The following is an 18657-nucleotide window of genomic DNA, read 5'->3' on the forward strand; positions in this document are numbered from 1 at the left end:
GATCCGGGGCCGGATGCTTACCATGCTGGCACTGCTGATCGCTGCAACCGTGCTTGCCTTCAGCTTCGTCACGCTGGTTTCGTTCGACCGCGCCGTCGCCCCCGAACTGCACCAGCGCACCCGGCTGATCGGCGAGATCATCCGCTCCAAGGTCGAGCAAAGCGTCGCATCGGGCATCCCGATCGACTCCATCGCCGGGCTTGAGGGCTATCTCGCCGCCACCATCGCCCAATTCCCCGAGGTTCAGCGCGTGTCGCTGGAAACCCGGCGCGGCGAGACCATCGCCGAGGCCGCGAATGAGGTCAGCCTGACACTGCTGAGCCGCACCGGCCTTGACGTCCGGCTAGGCGTCGAGGCGACGGGTTTTGCCCTGCCGATCCTCGTGCGCAACGACATGGTGGGTACCGTTCGGGTCGAAAGCTCGGCGCAGTTTGCCGAGACGAAGCTGCGCGGTGTACTGCTTGACGTATCGGTGCTGGCCATCGCGCTTCTGCTGATCGGGGTCGAACTGGCGCTGGCGGTCGTAGCCGCATCGATCTGGAAACCCCTGCGCCGTATTCAGGGGCTGCTCGCGCTGCAACAGGCCAGAGATTATTCGCGCGCCATCCGACCCACTGGCATCGCGCTGTTCCGCCGGCTTGCGCGGTGCCTCAATGCATTCTCGGCGGCGGTTACCCGTCAGGCGGCAGACGCGCTTCCCCGCCTGCGCTATGCCGAGATCATCGACATCCGCTTTGCCCTCTTCGTCTTCGTCGCGGGGACCGAGGTCTCGGCCTCGTTCCTGCCGGTCTTTGCCCGCGCCGAGGGGCGGCCCGAGTGGCTTTCGGCCAATCTGGCAGCAGCCCTGCCGTTGTTGTTCTACCTGCTGGCGGTGATGACCCTGTCGCCCTTCGGCGGGCGCATGGCCGAGCGGTTCGGCGCGCGGCGGCTGTTCGTGGCCTCGGCGCTCCCGGCGGCGCTTTCACTTCTGGTCATGGCCGTGGCGCGCGATGTCTTCGTGATCGCCCTGGCACGCGCGGGCGTCGGCATCAGCTACGCGCTGGCCTCGATCGCCTGCCAGGAATATGCGCTGCGCGCCGAGCGCGGGGCCGCACTGTCGCGCACCTCGGGTACCTTCATCGCGATGATCTTCGGCGGAACCTTCTGTGGCTCGGTTCTGGGCGGGGTCATGGCACAGCATTTCGGCTACGGCTTCGCCCTGGCGGTCGGTGCCGCGCTTGTCCTCGGAGCGGCGATGATGGGCCAGCTAACCATGGCGTCCGACACCCCGGCCGACACCGCCTCGGTGGCAACGGCGCCGGGAAGACGAGAACCTCTGGCACCTCTGCGCTACGCCGCGCTGACAGTTGGCATCGCGATCCCCCTCAACCTCGTGACGGCGGTCTTTGTATGGTTTCTGGCGCCGATGCAGCTTGCGGCGCTTGGGGCGGACACCTCGGAAACCGCACGGGTCGTCATGCTCTACTACCTCGCGCAGATCCTGCTGGGCGGCACCCTGAGCGGCCTGGCACGCGGCCGATGGGCCGCCGTGACGCTTGGGGCGATGGTCACTGCCGCAGCGCTTGTCGCGCTGTCGCGCGATATGGGGTTCGTGACCATGATCCTTGCGACCGCTGGCATCGGGATCGGCCACGCGCTGATCCGCGGGCCGCTTCTGGCCCTGATCACCGAAATCGCGCAGGCGGCGGGCCTGAGCCTTTCCGGCCTGCGCATCGCCGAGCGCCTCGGCGCGCTGGCAGGGCTGGCGCTGACAACGCTGGCCATGAGAACACTGCCCACGGGATCGATTTTGGAAATGCTTGCACTGTTGGTAGTCTTGGGAGTCGTGGGCGCGGGCGGCATCGCATGGGCTGGCCGCGAGAAGGGAGAGCGCAGGCCATGAGATCGAAGATTGCCACCGCCGCACTGGCTGTCGCTCTGGGGGTCGGGACGGCGACTGCCGAGACCGCGAATATCATGATCGTGACATGGCGTGGCTGCGAAGAGGCTTGCGCGGGCTTTCAGGATTACCTCGCAGCCAGCGGGCACGACGTCACCTTCACCCTGCGCGACGCCGCACAGGACAAGACCCGCCTGCCCGGCTTCCTCGACGAGGCGCGCCAGAGCGGGACCGGGTTGATCCTGACCTGGGGCACCAGCGCCACCATCGGCATCGCCGGAACGCTGGCCGATCTGGAGGCACCGCAGTTCAACCACACGATCCCGCAGATCTTCATGATCGTGGCCGACCCGGTCGGCGCGGGCGTCGTGCAATCGCTTGAGGAGACCGGCCGTGCGAATATCACTGGCACCTACAACCGGATGCCCGAGACTGTCACCCTCCAGACCATCCGCAGCTACATGCCCGCCTTCGCCCATCTGGGCCTTCTGTTCAACGCGGATGAAAAAAACTCGGTCGTGAAGCGCGATGAGATGGCCGCGCTTGCCGCCGACCAGGGGATCGCCTTCACCGCCGTCGAACTGCCGCTTGGCGAGGATGGCCACCCCCGCGCGCAGGATATCGAGGCCGGCATGGCCGCCCTGAAAGCGGTTGGCGCCGAGTTTGTCTATGTCGGAAGCTCGTCCTTTCTACAGGCCGAAAGCGAGGCGCTCCACGCGGCGGCCCTTGCCACGAAGATGCCCGTCATCAGCCCCTATGAAGATATGGTGCGCAAGGGCCACGCGCTGATCTCGGTCGCGGCGCGTTACGGCGACGTGGGCAGGCTTGCAGGCCGACTGGCCGAGCAGATCCTGTTTGAGGGCGCCCTGCCCGGCAGCCTGCCCGTAGCGCGGATGCAGGATTTTGCCATCACCATCGACACGAACATGGCGCGCAAGATCGGAGTCTACCCACCGCTGGAACTGCTCGACATCGCTGAAACGGTCGAGTGACGCCCTAGACCTGCGCGGCCGCCTGAAACGCGGGCAGTGCCGCTGTAATCATGTCATCGGTCGCGGTCAGGCAGATGCGGAAATCCGTGGGCCGGTCGAAGATGGTTCCGGGCATCACGTAGATCCCGCTCTGGGCCAATACCTCGGCAAAGGCCCCGCTATCGTCGCCGGGTGCGCGGCCCCAAAGATAGAAGGTGCCCTCGGGTCGGGTCATCCGGTAGCCCCAGTCCGACAGCGCCCCCAGCATATGGTCGCGCCGACGCGCAAGCGCGCCAAGGTCGATGCTGAGTGTTTCCAGATCGGGCAGCGCATAGATCAGCGGCGCGTCCGGCACGTTCCAGCCATCGGCCATCTGCACGGCAAAGCGTAACGCGCGCAGCTCATTGCGCTCCTCGGCGGGAAGGGTGGGCGTGATCGCCAGATAGCCAAGGCGCAGCCCCGGCGCCAAGAGGATCTTGCCGTAGGAATAGTCGATCAGCGTATGCGGATAGACCGCCGCCGGAGAAGTAAAGCCGATGCCGTCAAAGCGGATACGCCGGTAGGGTTCATCCGAGAGGATCCAGATCCGCCGCCCGATCTCGCGCGACTTGGCGTTCAGCAAATCGGCAAGCGCCTCAAGCTCTGCGCGGGAATAGATTCGCCCGGTCGGGTTGTGGGGCGTATTGACGACAACGATGCGGGTCTTCGGCGTAATCGCCCCGGCAATCGCCGCCAGATCCAGATCGAACGTCTCCGACGCCAGCGGCACCTGCACCTCAACCGCCCCCGCCGCAGCCAGCATCGAGCCATAGCAGAACCAGCCGGGCAGCGGCACGATGCATTCGTCGCCCGCCTCCAGCAGCATGGTGAAGGCCATCTTGATCGCGCCGAAAGCGCCCTTCGTCAGGGCGATATCCTCTTCCTCATAGGGCAGTCCGAGTTCCTCCGAGAGCACCCCGGCAAGGAAGGCGCAGGCCTCGCTTTCGTTGGATTTATAGGCGTACCAGTTGACGTCCTGTGGCTCGGCGCGGGTCTTGATCGCCTGAACAAGCGGCGGCAGCGCCATCTCATGCGGGTTGCCGAAGGTGAAATCGGCAACCGCGGGGGTCTGGCTCACGGCGGCGTGGTGCGCCATGAAGAAGGTCTCGACTTTGCTGATCGATTGCGCGGCGGCATGGGCACGCGCGGCGGCGGTAGACATCGGCTTCTCCCATCAGATGGGCCGTGAACGAACCGGCGGTGAAGGGTGGATGATACCCGATCTTCGTCGATTTCGCACTTGCCGATTGCAGTCACCCCGGTGCGGCTACGGCGCCCGCTCAAGAGGCGCGCGAGCCGGTTTTTGATCGAAACCCCCGGTGCTGTTATCCCGAGAGGCAAGTTGAACCTTCGCGGGTTGTGTTCTAGGCATCGCGGACAGTACGCGTCAGAACATCTGCCGGAGGGCCGCGCGATTGGATATCCGCTTTGATGCCGGCCTGGCCCTACGCGGCGACACGGCAGGCAGCCCCTCCGCAGCCCTCTTCGCGCGCCCGAGCGCGATCATCGAGGCGCGCGAGCTATCGCAAGTCGATGCGGCCCTGCTAGCGCTCGACCGGGCGCTGGCGGACGGCCACTGGCTTGCCGGTTACGCAAGCTACGAACTTGGCTACGCGCTGGAACCCAGGCTGAACCCCTTGCTGCCAGACGGGCGGGCTTTGCCGCTGCTGCGCTTCGGCGTCTATGATGGCCCGCAAGAGGCCCCGCCCCTGCCCCCCGCGGCGCAGGCGATCTCGGCGCTTCAACCGCGCTGGACGGCAAGCAATTACGCGCAGGCCTTCGAGCGCCTGCACGCCTATATCGGCGCGGGTGATGTGTATCAGGCGAACCTGACCTTCCCGCTCGATTGCGCGGTTTCCGGCGATCCGGCGGCGCTTTATGCGGCGCTTTGCGAAGGGCACCCCGTGGGGCATGGCGCGCTGGTGTTGCAAGGCGGCGATCTGCCCGCGCTGCTTAGCCGCTCGCCCGAGCTGTTCTTCCGCACGCAAGCCGATGGCGCGATCGTCACGCGGCCGATGAAGGGCACGATCCAACGCGGCCAGACCGCTGCCGAGGATGCGGCGAACCGCGACTGGCTGCAAAACGACGCCAAGAACCGGGCCGAAAACCTGATGATCGTCGATCTGCTGCGCAACGATCTGAGCCGGATCGCCGAGCTTGGTTCAGTGCGTGTCCCCGCGCTTTACCAGATCGAGACCTACGCGACCGTCCACCAGATGACGAGCACGGTCGAGGCCCGCTTGCGCCCCGAGGTCAGCCTGTCCGGCATCCTGCGCGCGCTCTTCCCCTGCGGCTCGATCACCGGCGCCCCGAAGCTGCGCGCGATGGAGATCCTGCACGAGTTGGAGCCCTTCCCGCGTGACGCCTATTGCGGCACGATCGGTTGGGCCGCCCCGGACGGGCGCGCGGAGTTCAACGTCGCGATCCGCACGTTGATGGTGCAGGATGGGCACGGCGTTCTCAATGTGGGCGGGGGTGTCGTGTGGGACAGCACCGCCGCCGCTGAATATCAGGAGGCACTGTGGAAGAGCCGTTTCGCGCAGATATCCCCGCCGGCACGCGGCTGATCGAGACCTTTGGCTGGTGGCCCGGCGAGGGCGCAAGGCGCTGGCCGCTGCACCGCGCCCGGATGCTGCGCAGCGCGCGCAGTCTGGGGTTTCCCTGCGACACGGCGAAACTGGAACGCGCAGTTGCGGGCATCGACCCCTCCGATGTGCCGCTGCGGTGTCGCCTGACGCTGGACGCCGAGGGGCGGATCGAGTGCACGACCGCGCGCTTCGATCCGGCGCCGGTCACATGGCAGGTCGTGCTCGCGCCCGAGCGGGTCTCTTCCGTCGACCCCTGGCTTGGGGTCAAGACGACCCAGCGCGCGCTTTATGATCGGGCGCGCACCGCACTGCCGCCGGGCATCGACGAGCTTTTGTTCTGCAATGAACGCGGAGAGCTTTGCGAGGGAACCATCACCTCGATCTTCGTGATCGACCAGAACGGACGCAGGCTGACCCCGGCGCTGTCCTGCGGTTTGCTGCCGGGTGTGCTGCGCGAACAGATGCTGATGGACGGCTGGGAGGAGGCGGTGCTGACGCTTGAAGACCTAGGGCGCGCGGAAGAGGTTTTCGTAGGCAACAGCTTTCGCGGGTTGATAGGGGCACGTCTTGCCGGGCGGGACTCGCACTGAACGGCCGCGCCATCTTGAACGCCTGAACGACTGCCGGATGGCCCGCCCAGTGCAGCCTGAGTGATCGCTCATGGAGAAGGCCTGCTCCGGACGCTGCGGCTCGGTCTCATCTGGCAAGGCGTTCCCGCCGTGAAGCGTGCCTGGCGGTGTGACCACGGTCGTCACACGTCGTTTGCGGCCCCCGATTGGCGGAAGGCGCCCGGAGTGGAGCCAGTCCAGCGAAGAAAGGCCCGATGGAAATTCGCTGCAGAGGAAAACCCAAGCTCCTGCGAGATCTGCTCAATGCTCTTTTGATCGTCCGACAGATCGTGGATCGCAATGTCGCAACGCAGCCGATCCTTGATTGTCTGAAATGACACGCCTTCGGCATCGAGAAGGCGCATCAAGGTGCGCGGCGTTTTCCTGAACTCGGCAGCGGCATCGACAAGACGGCAGTCTTCCCAATTCGAGCGGCTCAGGAATTCACGAACCAGAAGCGACCAGGCATGGGTTCGATACCCTGTGAAGATCCAGTCGCGCGGGGCTCGGCTGAGAAACTCCGCCACTTCGGACTTGCTTCTCGAAACCAGACGGTCGGGGCCAGCGACCTCGAACACGATTGTCGAAGACGCCGCCGCGAAAGTGACCCTGGCCGGAAAGATAACCGCGTAGTCCACCGCGAAATCCGGCCGAGGAAACGCGAACTGGACCGAGTCGACGCGAACCTCATATCCGGCGAGCCATGACAGCAGCCCATGCGCAAGCTTCAAAGTTAGCATATGCCCAAAACGCTGAACCGGCTGACTTCCGTATGGCAGCAAACTCAGGCTCATCTTGCCCCGCTCGGCGCGCGTCTCGAAACGATAGTCGTCCAGAAGCAGGTTCCAGAAAGTGGAGAAGCGATACAGCGCCGAACCCAACGTGTCGGAAACCCGGATTGAGGTGAGCAGATGCTGAAGCGCCCGTGGACGGATCGGACGGCTCCAGAGCCCCATCATCTCGTCTCGGCTTTCCACGGCAGCGATCTGGTAGAGGCTAACGATCTGGTCAAGCGTCACGCGCGAGTCGGAATGGCTCTTATCCGGGTTTAGGCCAGCGCGCCGCAGCAGGCCTTGCAATTGTTCCTCGGTGTAGCAACCGCGCAAGGCATCAAGCCAGTCTTCGATGAAGCGCCAGGAAACGGTCGAGAGGCTGGAGCTGAAGGAGACAGACATCCGCGTTTCTTCCCGGTTTGTCACTTTATGATAATATCTTGTTCAATAATGACGTGGTTTCGCGCTGACAACCAACATATTTGTCGTTGATCAACATCACTCACCGAGTTTGCGCATGCAGTACCTGCCCCCGATCCAGGATATCACGTTCGACCTTGAGCACCTGTCGCAATGGTCCGAACTCCGGTCCCTGCCATGCTACGGCGAATTCGACCTGGCTGACTTTCGGGCGGTACTGGGCGAATTCGGCAGGTTTTGCTCCGAGGTCATCGCCCCGCTCGGCCCCTTGGGCGACGAGACCGGGTCAAAGCTGCATGAGACCGGCGTGGAGTTGCCCGAGGGTTACAAGGAGGCCTATGCGCAGTTCGCCGAAATGGGCTGGCAGAGTCTGCCTCATGCGCAGGAGCACGGCGGTATGGGCTTTCCGCGCGCCGTCGGGGCGGCCGCGACCGAGATCCTGAACGCTGCGGACATGAGCTTTGGCCTCTGCCCCCTGCTTACCGACGGTGCGATCGACGCGCTTGTGAAGAACGGCTCCGAGCAGCAGAAGGCGCTTTATCTGGAGAAACTGGTCACCGGTGAGTGGTCGGGGACGATGAACCTGACGGAACCGCAGGCCGGCAGCGATCTGGCGCGGATCCGCACCCGGGCCGAGCGCCGCGAGGACGGCAGCTACGCCATCACCGGCACCAAGATATTCATCACCTATGGCGAGCACGCGTTGAGCGGAAACATCGTGCATCTCGTTCTGGCACGGACGCCCGGCGCACCTTCGGGCCCGAAAGGGTTGAGCCTGTTTATCGTTCCCAAATATCTGCCGGATGCCGAGGGTGGCGCCGGGGCGCGCAATGCCGCCACCTGCCTCAGCCTGGAGCACAAGCTGGGCGTCCATGCCAGCCCGACAACGGTAATGGAGTTTGAGGGTGCGACCGGCTTTCTCGTGGGCGAGGAGAACCGCGGCCTCGAGTACATGTTCATCATGATGACATCCGCGCGTTTCGCCGTTGGCGTCCAAGGCGTTGCCATCGCGGAGCGTTCGTATCAGCACGCCCTGGCCTATGCGCGCGAAAGAGTGCAGAGCCGACCGGTCGACGGCAGCTCGGTGGAAAGCGTGCCGATCATTCAGCACCCCGATGTCCGGCGAATGCTGCTGCGGATGCGCGCCACTGTCGAGGGCTGCCGCGCCCTGGCGATCGCCACCGCCGGCTGGCTGGACCTTGCCGAGCACGGCGATGGCGGCGCGCGGGATGAGGCGGCTCAGATGGCTGAATTCCTCGTGCCATTGGTCAAGGGCTTTTCGACCGAACGCGCGGTCGAGGTCGCTTCGCTCGGCGTTCAGGTTCATGGCGGCATGGGTTTCATCGAGGAAACCGGTGTCGCCCGGTTCTACCGCGACGCACGAATCCTGCCGATCTACGAGGGCACGACCGCAATCCAGGCCAATGACTTGCTGGGCCGGAAAGTTCTGCGTGACCGAGGCAGTGTTGCCCGCCGTTTCGCCCTCTGCGTAACTCAGATCGAGCAGGAGCTTGCCCAAGCGGGGCCTGAAGCCAAGGCAGTCGCAGATCGGCTGGCCGCAGCCCGGTCGGATTTTGAGGCTGGTTTGGAATATCTGCTTGAGGTCGGTCGGGAGAACCCCAACCTCGCCTATGCTGGCAGTGTGCCGTTCCTGATGCTGACGGGCAATCTTGCAGCGGGCTGGCAACTGGGCCGCTCGATGCTGGCGGCAACCGAAATGCTGGCGCGTGGCGAGGATGCGGACTTCATGAGCCGCAAGATCGCCACGGCTTCCTTCTACGCCCACAATATTCTGGTGGAAACCGCGGTCGAACGCATGCGCATCCTGCACGGCGCGCACAGCCTGCTTTCCGCAAACGTCTGACCCCGACGCCCATCGACATCGCCTTATCCAAGAAAGGACACGACCTTGACCATCGACATCCGTCTCGACGACTATGCCAATCTTGCTTTCGACGTCCGCGACAACGGTGTTGTCGTCGTTACGCTGAACCGGCCCGCAAAGCGCAACGCGCTGGACGCGGCCACCATCGACGAGTTGATCCAGTTCTTCACCTTTGCGCCTCGCGGTGGGGTGCGCGCCGTGGTGCTTGCCGGCGAGGGAGATCACTTCTGCGCGGGGCTCGATCTGGTCGAGCACTGGAAGGCCGATCGCAGCCCCGACGAATTCATGCATGTCTGCCTGCGCTGGCACGAGGCATTCAACAAGATGGAATATGGCGGGGTTCCGGTGATCGCCGCTCTCAAGGGTGCGGTCGTAGGCGGCGGGCTCGAACTGGCCAGTGCGGCGCATGTGCGGGTGATGGACCAAACCACCTATTTCGCCCTGCCCGAGGGCCAGCGTGGGATCTTTACCGGCGGGGGGGCGACCATCCGGGTCAGCGACCTGATCGGCAAGGCGCGCATGATTGACATGATCCTGATGGGCCGCGTCTATCAGGGCAAGGAGGCCGTCGATCTCGGCCTGGCGCAGTACATCACCGAAGGGTCGAGCCTGGATATGGCGCTTGAGCTTGCAGACCGGGTTGCCGCGAACTTGCCGCTGACCAACTTCGCGATCTGCTCGGCGATCAGCCACCTCAACAACATGTCCGCGATGGATGCGGCCTATGCCGAATCCGTCGTCGCCGGGATCGTCAACACCCAACCCGCGGCGCGCGAGCGGCTGGAGGCTTTCGCCAGCAAGACGGCCGCGCGCGTGCGGCCCAACAGCTAACCCCTCCCCTGAGCGTCGAGGCCGCGCCCGCCGTTCCTTCCCGGCGCCGGTCCTCATGCGCAGGGCGCCGTCCCTCATGAGAGATGGCGCCCTGCGGTGAGATCGCGCGGCCTCGCGCTATTTTTTTGCATCCGATCATTCAGAGCCCATGCTCGGGCTTGTCGCCTTTCGGCCAAGCAGGGCTACCGGCTGGCCTCAATTATACGCCTCGCCAATATGAGGAACTGGCGCTGCTCGGCCAGGGAAAGCGGTGAGAGTGTCAATGCGTTCACGGTCTGCGCGGCTGCGATAGCGGCCCCACGCTTCTCCTTGGCGGCTTCGGTCAGAAAGACGTGCTGCACCCGCCCGTCCTCCTCGTTCTTTGTGCGGACGATCAGCCCGTCACGCTCCATCCGCGCAAGCGTATTGGCCATTGTTGCCTGCTTGATGCTGAGCCGCTCCACAAGCTGCCCCTGCGTCAGACCGTCCGCTTCCCAAAGCTCCAGAAGAACAGGGAACGCGCCGATACTGAGCCCCAGCGGCTTGATCCGCTCCGAAAGCCCGTGAGCAAAGAGTCGCGCCACATGGTTTACGAGATAGCCAGCGGACCGGTTCTTATCGAAATCCATTGATCATTCCCCTCTTCATAGCTAGCTATTCATTATTATATAGCTAGCTATATAACGTCATTATCGGAGGTGTTCCATGTCCAAAGTAATCCACCCGATCGCCGGCGCGGTAGCTTTGCTGATGATCGCCAGCTTCTGGCTTTCTACCGTTATTGTCGAACTGAGTGGTCGCGCGGCGACCATAGCAACTGTCAAATCGATGATCCCCTGGGGCTTTAGCGTTCTGATACCGGCTCTGATCGTGGCGGCCATCTCGGGCCGCAGTCTTGCGAAAAAGCGAGGCGGCCCGATTCTGGCGCGAAAGCAGAAACGTATGCCCTTCATCGCCGCCAATGGCATCCTCATCCTCGTACCGTCTGCCTTCTATCTATCCTTCAAGGCGCAGGCCGGGGATATGGATGTCGGGTTCTACCTCGTACAGGCCCTCGAACTGATTGCCGGTGCAGTCAACATTACCCTTCTTGGGCTCAACACAGCGGACGGACTACGGCTGTCGGGCAAGTTGCGCCGCCCGCCGGTGTCACGAGGCTGACGGCCTGCCCGGAGCCACGCGCGGCTCCGGGCGGGTCGCTCTGCTGCGCCGGTCGAACACCGGCTCAGCGGCCACGTCTCAGCCCGCCACAACCGACACCGGCCGCCCTTGGGTCAGCCCCTGCACCTTCTCGACGATCGCACGGGCGTCGATCCCGTGATGACGGTAGAGGTCGCCGATGGTGCCGGTCTGGCCGAAATGCTCGACCCCGAGCGGGATGGTCCGGTGCCCCTGGACCGAGCCGAGCCAGGCCAGCGTCGCCGGATGGCCGTCGATGACGGTCACCAGCTTGCAATGCGTCGGCAGGTCGCGCAGCAGAGTTTCGATATGGCTCTCGGCATTCGCATTGCCGCGCGAGCGGGCACGTTGTGCCGCCGTCCAGCCAGCGTTCAGCCGGTCGGCCGAGGTGACCGCCAGAACGCCGACATCGCGCCGCCCCTCGCCGATCATGCCGGCGGCGTTGATCGCCTCGGGCGCGACGGCGCCCTGATAGGCGATGACCACGTCGCAGTTCGGCCCCGGCTTGCGCAGCCAGTAGGCCCCGTCGATCGCACCTTGGTGGAACGCGTCGTCCACGCGTTTTCCCGGCTGCTCGATCGGGTTGGTCGTCAGCCTCAGATAGACGCTGCCACCGGTTTCATCGCGAAGCCAGGTCCGCTCGTCGGGATCGCCGTCGCCATCGCGCTGCATGTAGTCGAAGGCCCATTCCATGATCACCGCCAGCTCGTCCGCGAAGGCGGGTTCGAACGCAGCCAGCCCGTCCTGGCTCATGCCGATCAAAGGCGTCCCCACCGACTGGTGTGCACCACCTTCGGGGGCCAGCGTCACACCCGAGGGCGTACCAACCAGCAAGAAGCGAGCATCCTGATAGCAGGCATAGTTCAGCGCATCGAGACCGCGCACGACAAAGGGATCATAGACCGTGCCGATCGGGATCAGCCTCTTCCCGAACAGGCTGTGGCTCAGCCCTGCCGCCGCAAGCAGCAGCATCAGGTTCATCTCGGCGATGCCCAGTTCGATATGCTGACCCTCGGGCGTGAACTCCCATTTCGCGGTGGAAGGAATACGGTGCTCGATGAAAGCATCGGCCTGCTCGGTGCGGGCGAAAAGCTTGCGCCGATTCACCCAGGGGCCGAGGTTCGTGGTGCCGGTCACATCGGGTGAGGTGGTGACGATCCGCTCGGCAAGCTGGCTGTCACCCTTGGAAAGGGTGTCAAGGATCTTGCCAAAGGCCATTTGGGTCGAGGTTTCCTTGGCGGTATCGATCTCGATCGCCGGAACTTCGATCACCTCATCGCTATAGCGGCGGCGCCCTTTAGCGAAGAACGGCACCTGATCCAGGAACTTCTGCAGCGCGGCGACATCCTGCACCGTGGCGAACTTGTCCCACTCCTGGCCCGCAGGCACGCCCATCTGGACCTGCCATTCCGCCATCTGCGTGGAGTTCATCAGCCCGCCGTGATTGTCCTTGTGCCCGGCAATCGGCGTACCCCAACCCTTGACGGTATAGGCCAGGAAACAGACCGGACGGTCATGGTCGATCGCATCGAAGCTTTCGGCCATGGTCTGCACGCAGTTGCCGCCCAGGTTTTCCATCAGCGCGGCCAGTTCTTCATCCGACCGTTTCTCGATCAGCGCGGTCACGTCGCCCTGGTCGCCCAGATCGTCCATCAGCCGCTTGCGCCAAACCGCCCCCCCCATGAAGGTCAGCGCGGAGTAAAGCTGGTTGGGACAGCTGTCGATCCACGCACGCAGCTTCTCGCCACCCGGCTCCTGGAAGGCCGCGCGCTGCAAGGCGCCGTATTTGATCTTGACCACATCCCATCCGAACGCGTCGAAGATCTGCTCAATCCGCTTGAACAGCCCCTCGCGCACCACGCCATCAAGCGACTGGCGATTGTAGTCGATGATCCACCAAGTGTTGCGCAGATCGTTCTTCCAACCTTCCTGCAAGGCCTCGTAGATATTGCCTTCGTCCAGTTCGGCATCGCCGACCAGCGCCACCATACGGCCCATCGGCGCACCCTGCCCCCAGGCCTTCGCCGAGATATAGTCCTGCACGATCGAGGCGAAGGAGGTGATCGCGACGCCAAGCCCGACCGAGCCGGTCGAGAAATCGACATCGTCGATATCCTTGGTCCGGCTGGGATAGGACTGCACCCCGTGGAACCCACGGAAGTTCTCCATCTTCTCACGCGTCTGGTTGCCCATCAGGTATTGGATCGCGTGGAAGACCGGGCTGGCATGCGGCTTGACCGCGACCCGGTCCTCGGGGCGCAGACTGTGGAAGTAGAGCGCCGTCATGATCGACACCATCGAGGCCGAAGACGCCTGATGCCCGCCAATCTTGATCCCGTCGACCTTGGGCCGAATGTGGTTGGCGTTATGGATCATCCAATGCGACAGCCAAAGGAGCCGCTGCTCGATGGTTTTCAGATGGGTCTGGCGGGTCGGGGTCATGGCGATCCTCTTGTTATCTTGGCATGGGGGCGATCAGGCGGCGCTGCTCAGCCTTCGATACGGGTGCTGACGATGGCCCCGTTCAGCTTGACCGGGTTCAGGATCGTCTGGGCGTTGGGGCTATGAGCAACCGACTTGCGGTGCAATTCGGCGAACTCTTCTTCGCTCGCGTCACCGGTGGCATGGATCGTGTAGCGGATCTCGGGGAAGCCCACGGTCGCATTCGAGCCGATCCCGAGGAAGCCACGCAGATCGAGCGTCGCGTCAAAATCGATCCGAACCGATTCAAGCTGGATGCCCGCAGCGGTTGCCCCGGCGATAAAGCTGACCATCATGCACGAGCCAAGGCCCGACAGAAGCAGTTCCTGCGGATTGGCGCCATGGTTGTTACCCATCAGCTGGCGCGGCTCGTCGGACTTCCAGCTGAACGAGCGGCTGACCTGATGCGGGCCAACCTTCATCGCCTTGGTCTCGGTCCGCGAGCGCGTGCCGCTTTCCCAGTTGATCTCGATGCCATACTCCATCACCGCCTCTTCGGGGGTGTTCTGGACTTCGTTGACGAATTCGCTGAGCGCAGCGGTGGGGATGCTGTTACGCATATGCGGGTTCCTTCTTTGCGTAGATGGCGGCAAGAGCCTGTTCAAAATCAGCGATCAGATCGGCGGCATCCTCGATCCCGACCGAAAGTCGTACACAGCCGGGGTCAATGCCGACATCGGCGCGCTGGCGCGAGGTGAACGTCGCCTGCGAGGTGTTGAACGGCAGGCTGATCAGGCTTTCCACCCCGCCGAGGCTGGTGGCCTGCTTGGGGATACGCAGCGCGTTCACAAGCCGCAGCGCGGCGGCGTCACCGCCCTCGATCACGAAGGTGATGTTGCCGGTGCCGTTCTTCAGCAGTCGGCGTGCCGTGGCATAATCCGGGTGGCTTTCGAGGAAGGGGTAGAAGACCTTCTTCACCCGCGGATGGCCCTCAAGGTATTTGGCCAGCGCCGTCGCGCTTTCCTCATGCGCGCGCATCCGCACCGCAAGCGTCTTCAGTCCGCGCTCCAGCAGGAAACAGGCATGGGGATCGAGCGAGCCGCCGTAGTTCAGCAGGCGCGGCCAGATCATGTCGATCAGCTTGCGCGGACCAGCCGCAACCCCGGCGATCAGATCGCTGTGGCCGTTGAGGTACTTCGAGGCCGAATGCACGACCACGTCGACGCCGTGTTCCAGCGTCCGCATCGCCACCGGCGGCGCGAAGGTCGCATCGATCACCAGACGCACCTTGCGCCGCTTGGCAATCTCGGCCAGGCGCGGAATGTCGATGATCTTCAGAAGCGGATTGGTGATCGCCTCAAAGTACATCAGCTGCGTATTGGGCTGGATCGCCGCCTCGATCGCGTCGAAATCGTAGGAATCGACCATCGTGCAGGACATGCCCATGGTCGGGAATTCCTGGTTGAACAGGTTATAGGTGCCGCCATAGAGGTCGCTTGAGGCCACCACATGCGCGCCCTTGTCGACCAGCGCCATCACCGTGCTGGTGATCGCCGCCATGCCCGAGCTGAAGACGATCGCCGATTCCGCACCTTCGAGAGCCGCCAGCTTTTCCTGAACGGCCCATTGCGACGGGTTGCCATAGCGCGAATAGATGAACCGGTCGCGCGCGAAACCCTCTTCCACCGATTGATACTGATTGTCGTTCAGCACAAAGGTCGAGGCCTGATAGATCGGCGTACCGACCGCGCCTGTGCGCGGATCGTCATGGGTGCCCGCATGGACTGAGACGGTCGACATGCCGGAACCGGGCGCCGCGTGATCGGCCAGGAACGGGCCCGGCTTGCGCGCGCGATCAAGAGTATTGAGCCAGTCGTCCGCTGTATGACGGGGCGACTTGCTGGACGGATCACCAAGAATCTTCTCGTTGGACACGTATTGCTCCTGTGCTGATGAAAGGAGACGCGGGCAACTCCCACGTCCGTCGCCGAATTTCGTCGAAAGGGTCAGGCGGCCTGCATGTTGTGCGCGCCAAGCGCGTCATAGAGATCGTCGATGATGTCATCGACCGCTTCGAGCCCCACCGAGAGACGGATCAGCCCTTCGGCGATGCCATGCGCGGCGCGCTCTTGAGGCGTATAGGTCGAATGGGTCATCGAGGCGGGATGCTGGATCAGGCTTTCGGCATCGCCCAGACTGACCGCGCGCTGGATCAGATTGAGCCGATTCATGACCGCGATACCGCCCGCCTTGCCACCCTTGACCTCAAAGGGGATCATCCCGCCGAAGGCAGCCATCTGCCGACCGGCAAGATCGCGCTGCGCGAAGCTGTCAAGGCCCGGATAGGCCACGCGGAGCACGGCCGGATGCGACTCGAGCGCCAGAGCCACCTTCATCGCACTCTGACAGTGCCGCTCGACGCGCAGCTCCAGCGTCTTGATCCCGCGCAAAAGCAGCATCGCCGTCATCGGCGACATGACCGCACCGGTCATATCCTTGACGCCGACAAGCCGGATCTGGGCAATATCTTCCGCGCGGCCAACCACGAGGCCGGCGATCACATCGCCATGGCCCCCAAGAAACTTGGTCGCGGAATGCACAACGATATCGGCGCCATGCTCGATCGGCCGGGTCAGCACCGGGGTGGCATAGGTGTTGTCGACCACCACCTTGGCACCATGCCGATGCGCGATCTCAGCCACCGCCGCAATATCGACCAGATGGTTGTTCGGGTTGGCCGGGGTTTCGAAATAGACGATCTTGGTCTTGCGGCTGATCGCGGCGGCCAGGTTCGCCGGATCGGTCAGGTCGACCAGCGTGACCTTGACGCCAAAGCGCGGCAGGCCATGGGTCATGAAGGCGAAGGTGCAGCCGTAAAGCGTCTTGTCGATGATCACCTCATCGCCTGCCTCCAGGAAAGACCACAGGGTCGAGGTGATCGCCCCCATGCCCGAGGCAGTGCACAGCCCGGCCTCGGCACCTTCGAGATCGGCGATACGCTCTTCCAGATGGCTGAGCGTCGGATTCGAGATGCGGGTATAGAAGTGCCCGGCTTTCTCGCCAGCAAACATCGCGCCGCCGGCCTCGGCCGTATCGAACGTGAAGGTCGAGGTCATATAGATGGGCGGGTTCAGGGCGCCTTGCTCCGACCGGGCATCATAGCCGTGATGAATGGCGCGGGTGGCGAATCCCTTTCCGGCGGTGTTCATGTCGATACTCCCCATTGAATTGAGGGCAGTATACGCTGGTCAGATTGCGTATTGATTGCTATATTAGCCAATGCTAGCGCAATTTTTGGAATAATATGCCAACATCACCCAAATTAGACGCCACAGACAGGCGCATCGTCCGCGCCCTTCAGCGGAATGGGCGCATGACCAACCTGGAGCTTGCGTCGGAGATCAACTTGTCGCCGTCGCCCTGCCTGCGGCGGCTGCGTATCCTTGAGAAAAGCGGTGCGATCACCGGCTATAGCGCGAATGTCGATGCGCAGGCTTATGGTCTTCCGGTTCTGGCCATCGTGCGGATCAGCCTGGAAAAGCACACCGAGGAAACCGTGAATCGCTTCGAGGCGCGGATCAGAACGACACCCGAAGTGCTGGAATGCCTTCTCGTGACAGGGGTATCTGACTATCTGCTGCGGGTCGTGGTCAGCGATCTGGAGGATTATGAGCGGTTCGTGCGCGAACGCCTGCATCCCATCGGCGGGATCAGCTCCATCGACACCAACTTCGTTTACAGTATCGTCAAGCACACACATGTCTTTCCCGAAACCCGGGATTGAGACGAAGCGCTGCGCGCTAGGCCGATCCAGCAGATGCGCGCCACACCCAAATTCATCGCCAACCCAAGAGAGACCAAGACATGAATACTGCGTGGTTGATGCTTATCCTCGCCGGCCTGTTCGAGATCGGCTGGCCACTGGGGCTCAAGAACGGATACTCCGACCAGGGCGCCAACTGGCCCTGGATCGGCTTCGCGGTGCTCTGCATGGCGATCAGCGGCGTGCTCTTGTTGCTTGCACAGCGAACGATCCCCATTGGCACCGCCTATGCGGTCTGGACGGGAATCGGGGCGGCCGGAACCTTCTTGGTCGGCGTATTCCTGTTCGGAGACGCCTTGAGTCTGGCGCGCGCGCTGTCGGTGCTGCTGATCATTGCAGGCGTCGTCGGACTCAAGCTCGCGGCCTAACGGAAGCGTCGCGATCGGGCCGGGCCGCAGTTTTGAGGGCCGAAGGTTCTCCGCCGCCCAGACCCTCGGGCTGAGCGACGGATGATCGGTTGAAGCGGTCGCCCCTTACTCGAAGACCGACATCACCTCTTCGAGCGGCTTCTTCATCTTTGCGACGGCGGGAACCGTGGCTTCCTCTGCCGGCCATCCGACGGGGATGATCATAACGCCCTTTTCATGCGCAGGCCGGCCGCAGAGCGCGGGAAGAAACTTCATGGGGTTCGGGGTATGCTCAAGGCAGACCAACCCCGCATGATGGATTGCCGTGATCAACATGCCGGTCGCAATGCCGACGCTTTCGGGGACGTAGTAATTCTTGTAGCGCTCCTGATCGCCGGTCAGACCATAGCGCTGCGCGAAGACGACGATCAGCCAGGGGGCTGTGGTGAGGTGGGGCTTGGAAACGCCGGTTCCGATAGGCTCCAGGGCCGCCAGCCATTCATCCCCCGCGCCTCCCGCGTAGAAGTCGCGCTCTTCTTCTTCCGCCGCCTCCCGGATGCGGGCTTTCATCTCTGGGTTTGCAATCGCCACGAAATGCCACGGCTGGTGGTTCGCGCCGGAGGGGGCGGTCGCGGCGGCCTCAATGCAGGCAGTGATGATCTCTTTCGGGACCGGCCGGTCGGAGTAGTCGCGCACGGAGTGCCGTTTGCGCATATAGTCCCGAAACGCTTCTACCGCCTTCAGGGCTTCGGCGTCGGGCAGCTGAACCCGATCCGGCAGGGGAAGCGGTTTGTAGGAAACCTCGCCTTTCTTGAACATGCTCAAATCCTCGCATTTGTATCAGGGGGACAATAGGGCCTGCGCCGGAAAGGACCAACAAAGAGATCGCTTCGTGATCCGGGGGCGTGGCGTCT

Annotated in this window: 17 protein-coding genes; 9 read left to right on the forward strand and 8 right to left on the reverse strand. The window is 63.5% G+C overall.

Going from position 1 to position 18657, the window contains the following annotated elements; all coding sequences use genetic code 11:
• The first annotated feature begins 22 nt into the window (after window positions 1-22).
• Together N3C64_RS14845 and N3C64_RS14850 are read left to right on the forward strand one after the other, a co-directional pair.
• Window positions 23-1882 (forward strand): MFS transporter, encoded by a 1860-nt coding sequence (locus N3C64_RS14845; RefSeq protein ID WP_260015044.1) that lies wholly within the window; start codon window positions 23-25, stop codon window positions 1880-1882.
• Window positions 1879-2871 (forward strand): ABC transporter substrate-binding protein, encoded by a 993-nt coding sequence (locus N3C64_RS14850; protein WP_260015045.1) that lies wholly within the window; start codon window positions 1879-1881, stop codon window positions 2869-2871. The genes N3C64_RS14845 and N3C64_RS14850 overlap by 4 nt, the downstream gene beginning before the upstream one ends.
• Before the next feature lie 4 nt (window positions 2872-2875).
• Here the strand turns inward: N3C64_RS14850 and N3C64_RS14855 are convergent, their stop codons facing one another.
• Window positions 2876-4051, reverse strand: coding sequence for an aminotransferase class I/II-fold pyridoxal phosphate-dependent enzyme (locus tag N3C64_RS14855; protein ID WP_260015046.1), 1176 nt, complete (start codon window positions 4049-4051; stop codon window positions 2876-2878).
• Between the two features lie 253 nt (window positions 4052-4304).
• Between N3C64_RS14855 and N3C64_RS14860 the strand changes: the two genes are divergently transcribed.
• On the forward strand, window positions 4305-5456 hold the full coding sequence (locus tag N3C64_RS14860; protein ID WP_260015047.1) for an aminodeoxychorismate synthase component I: 1152 nt from the start codon (window positions 4305-4307) through the stop codon (window positions 5454-5456).
• Complete coding sequence (locus tag N3C64_RS14865) at window positions 5411-6067, forward strand: aminotransferase class IV family protein (protein WP_260015048.1); 657 nt, start codon at window positions 5411-5413, stop codon at window positions 6065-6067. The genes N3C64_RS14860 and N3C64_RS14865 overlap by 46 nt, the downstream gene beginning before the upstream one ends.
• A 161-nt stretch (window positions 6068-6228) precedes the next feature.
• Here the strand turns inward: N3C64_RS14865 and N3C64_RS14870 are convergent, their stop codons facing one another.
• Complete coding sequence (locus N3C64_RS14870; RefSeq protein ID WP_260015049.1) at window positions 6229-7260, reverse strand: AraC family transcriptional regulator; 1032 nt, start codon at window positions 7258-7260, stop codon at window positions 6229-6231.
• Between the two features lie 115 nt (window positions 7261-7375).
• Here N3C64_RS14870 and N3C64_RS14875 point away from each other — a divergent pair, with 115 nt between their 5' ends.
• Entirely contained in the window at window positions 7376-9142 is a 1767-nt protein-coding gene (locus N3C64_RS14875) for an acyl-CoA dehydrogenase family protein (protein ID WP_260015050.1), read from the forward strand.
• 51 nt (window positions 9143-9193) lie between these two features.
• A complete protein-coding gene (gene dmdD / locus N3C64_RS14880) occupies window positions 9194-9994 on the forward strand; it encodes a methylthioacryloyl-CoA hydratase (RefSeq protein WP_260015063.1) in 801 nt (266 codons plus the stop codon).
• Window positions 9995-10176: 182 nt separating this feature from the next.
• Here the strand turns inward: dmdD and N3C64_RS14885 are convergent, their stop codons facing one another.
• Window positions 10177-10602 (reverse strand): MarR family winged helix-turn-helix transcriptional regulator, encoded by a 426-nt coding sequence (locus N3C64_RS14885; RefSeq protein WP_218631332.1) that lies wholly within the window; start codon window positions 10600-10602, stop codon window positions 10177-10179.
• Window positions 10603-10678: 76 nt separating this feature from the next.
• On the opposite strand from N3C64_RS14885, the gene N3C64_RS14890 reads away from it, so the two are divergent.
• Entirely contained in the window at window positions 10679-11134 is a 456-nt protein-coding gene (locus N3C64_RS14890; protein WP_260015051.1) for a hypothetical protein, read from the forward strand.
• A 78-nt stretch (window positions 11135-11212) separates the two neighbouring features.
• Here the strand turns inward: N3C64_RS14890 and N3C64_RS14895 are convergent, their stop codons facing one another.
• From N3C64_RS14895 to N3C64_RS14910, 4 genes are all read right to left on the reverse strand, one after another.
• The gene (locus N3C64_RS14895; protein WP_260015052.1) at window positions 11213-13594 is read right to left on the reverse strand and encodes a thiamine pyrophosphate-binding protein; all 2382 of its coding nucleotides are present in this window, start codon (window positions 13592-13594) and stop codon (window positions 11213-11215) included.
• A 47-nt stretch (window positions 13595-13641) separates the two neighbouring features.
• The gene (locus N3C64_RS14900; protein ID WP_218631335.1) at window positions 13642-14193 is read right to left on the reverse strand and encodes an OsmC family protein; all 552 of its coding nucleotides are present in this window, start codon (window positions 14191-14193) and stop codon (window positions 13642-13644) included.
• Window positions 14186-15508: a trans-sulfuration enzyme family protein gene (locus N3C64_RS14905; protein WP_218631336.1), complete on the reverse strand. Its 1323-nt coding sequence runs from the start codon at window positions 15506-15508 to the stop codon at window positions 14186-14188. The genes N3C64_RS14900 and N3C64_RS14905 overlap by 8 nt, the downstream gene beginning before the upstream one ends.
• Before the next feature lie 71 nt (window positions 15509-15579).
• Window positions 15580-16782: a methionine gamma-lyase gene (locus tag N3C64_RS14910; protein WP_260015053.1), complete on the reverse strand. Its 1203-nt coding sequence runs from the start codon at window positions 16780-16782 to the stop codon at window positions 15580-15582.
• A gap of 95 nt (window positions 16783-16877) precedes the next feature.
• On the opposite strand from N3C64_RS14910, the gene N3C64_RS14915 reads away from it, so the two are divergent.
• Together N3C64_RS14915 and N3C64_RS14920 are read left to right on the forward strand one after the other, a co-directional pair.
• Window positions 16878-17357, forward strand: coding sequence for an Lrp/AsnC family transcriptional regulator (locus N3C64_RS14915; RefSeq protein WP_218631338.1), 480 nt, complete (start codon window positions 16878-16880; stop codon window positions 17355-17357).
• 80 nt (window positions 17358-17437) lie between these two features.
• On the forward strand, window positions 17438-17764 hold the full coding sequence (locus N3C64_RS14920) for a DMT family transporter (protein WP_218631339.1): 327 nt from the start codon (window positions 17438-17440) through the stop codon (window positions 17762-17764).
• 105 nt (window positions 17765-17869) lie between these two features.
• Here the strand turns inward: N3C64_RS14920 and N3C64_RS14925 are convergent, their stop codons facing one another.
• Window positions 17870-18562, reverse strand: a complete 693-nt coding sequence (locus tag N3C64_RS14925) for a nitroreductase family protein (protein WP_218631340.1) — start codon at window positions 18560-18562, stop codon at window positions 17870-17872.
• Window positions 18563-18657: the final 95 nt, after the last annotated feature.

It is taken from the genome of Sedimentimonas flavescens (assembly GCF_025154035.1).
Taxonomy (GTDB): Bacteria; Pseudomonadota; Alphaproteobacteria; order Rhodobacterales; family Rhodobacteraceae; genus Rhodobacter; species Rhodobacter flavescens.

Coding starts and splice junctions, on each gene's coding strand:
- N3C64_RS14845 (WP_260015044.1), top strand. CDS start 23: ATGCTGGCACTGCTGATCGCTGCAACCGTGCTTGCCTTCAGCTTCGTC.
- N3C64_RS14850 (WP_260015045.1), top strand. CDS start 1,879: ATGAGATCGAAGATTGCCACCGCCGCACTGGCTGTCGCTCTGGGGGTC.
- N3C64_RS14855 (WP_260015046.1), bottom strand. CDS start 4,051: ATGTCTACCGCCGCCGCGCGTGCCCATGCCGCCGCGCAATCGATCAGC.
- N3C64_RS14870 (WP_260015049.1), bottom strand. CDS start 7,260: ATGTCTGTCTCCTTCAGCTCCAGCCTCTCGACCGTTTCCTGGCGCTTC.
- N3C64_RS14875 (WP_260015050.1), top strand. CDS start 7,376: ATGCAGTACCTGCCCCCGATCCAGGATATCACGTTCGACCTTGAGCAC.
- N3C64_RS14885 (WP_218631332.1), bottom strand. CDS start 10,602: ATGGATTTCGATAAGAACCGGTCCGCTGGCTATCTCGTAAACCATGTG.
- N3C64_RS14890 (WP_260015051.1), top strand. CDS start 10,679: ATGTCCAAAGTAATCCACCCGATCGCCGGCGCGGTAGCTTTGCTGATG.
- N3C64_RS14895 (WP_260015052.1), bottom strand. CDS start 13,594: ATGACCCCGACCCGCCAGACCCATCTGAAAACCATCGAGCAGCGGCTC.
- N3C64_RS14900 (WP_218631335.1), bottom strand. CDS start 14,193: ATGCGTAACAGCATCCCCACCGCTGCGCTCAGCGAATTCGTCAACGAA.
- N3C64_RS14910 (WP_260015053.1), bottom strand. CDS start 16,782: ATGAACACCGCCGGAAAGGGATTCGCCACCCGCGCCATTCATCACGGC.
- N3C64_RS14915 (WP_218631338.1), top strand. CDS start 16,878: ATGCCAACATCACCCAAATTAGACGCCACAGACAGGCGCATCGTCCGC.
- N3C64_RS14920 (WP_218631339.1), top strand. CDS start 17,438: ATGAATACTGCGTGGTTGATGCTTATCCTCGCCGGCCTGTTCGAGATC.
- N3C64_RS14925 (WP_218631340.1), bottom strand. CDS start 18,562: ATGTTCAAGAAAGGCGAGGTTTCCTACAAACCGCTTCCCCTGCCGGAT.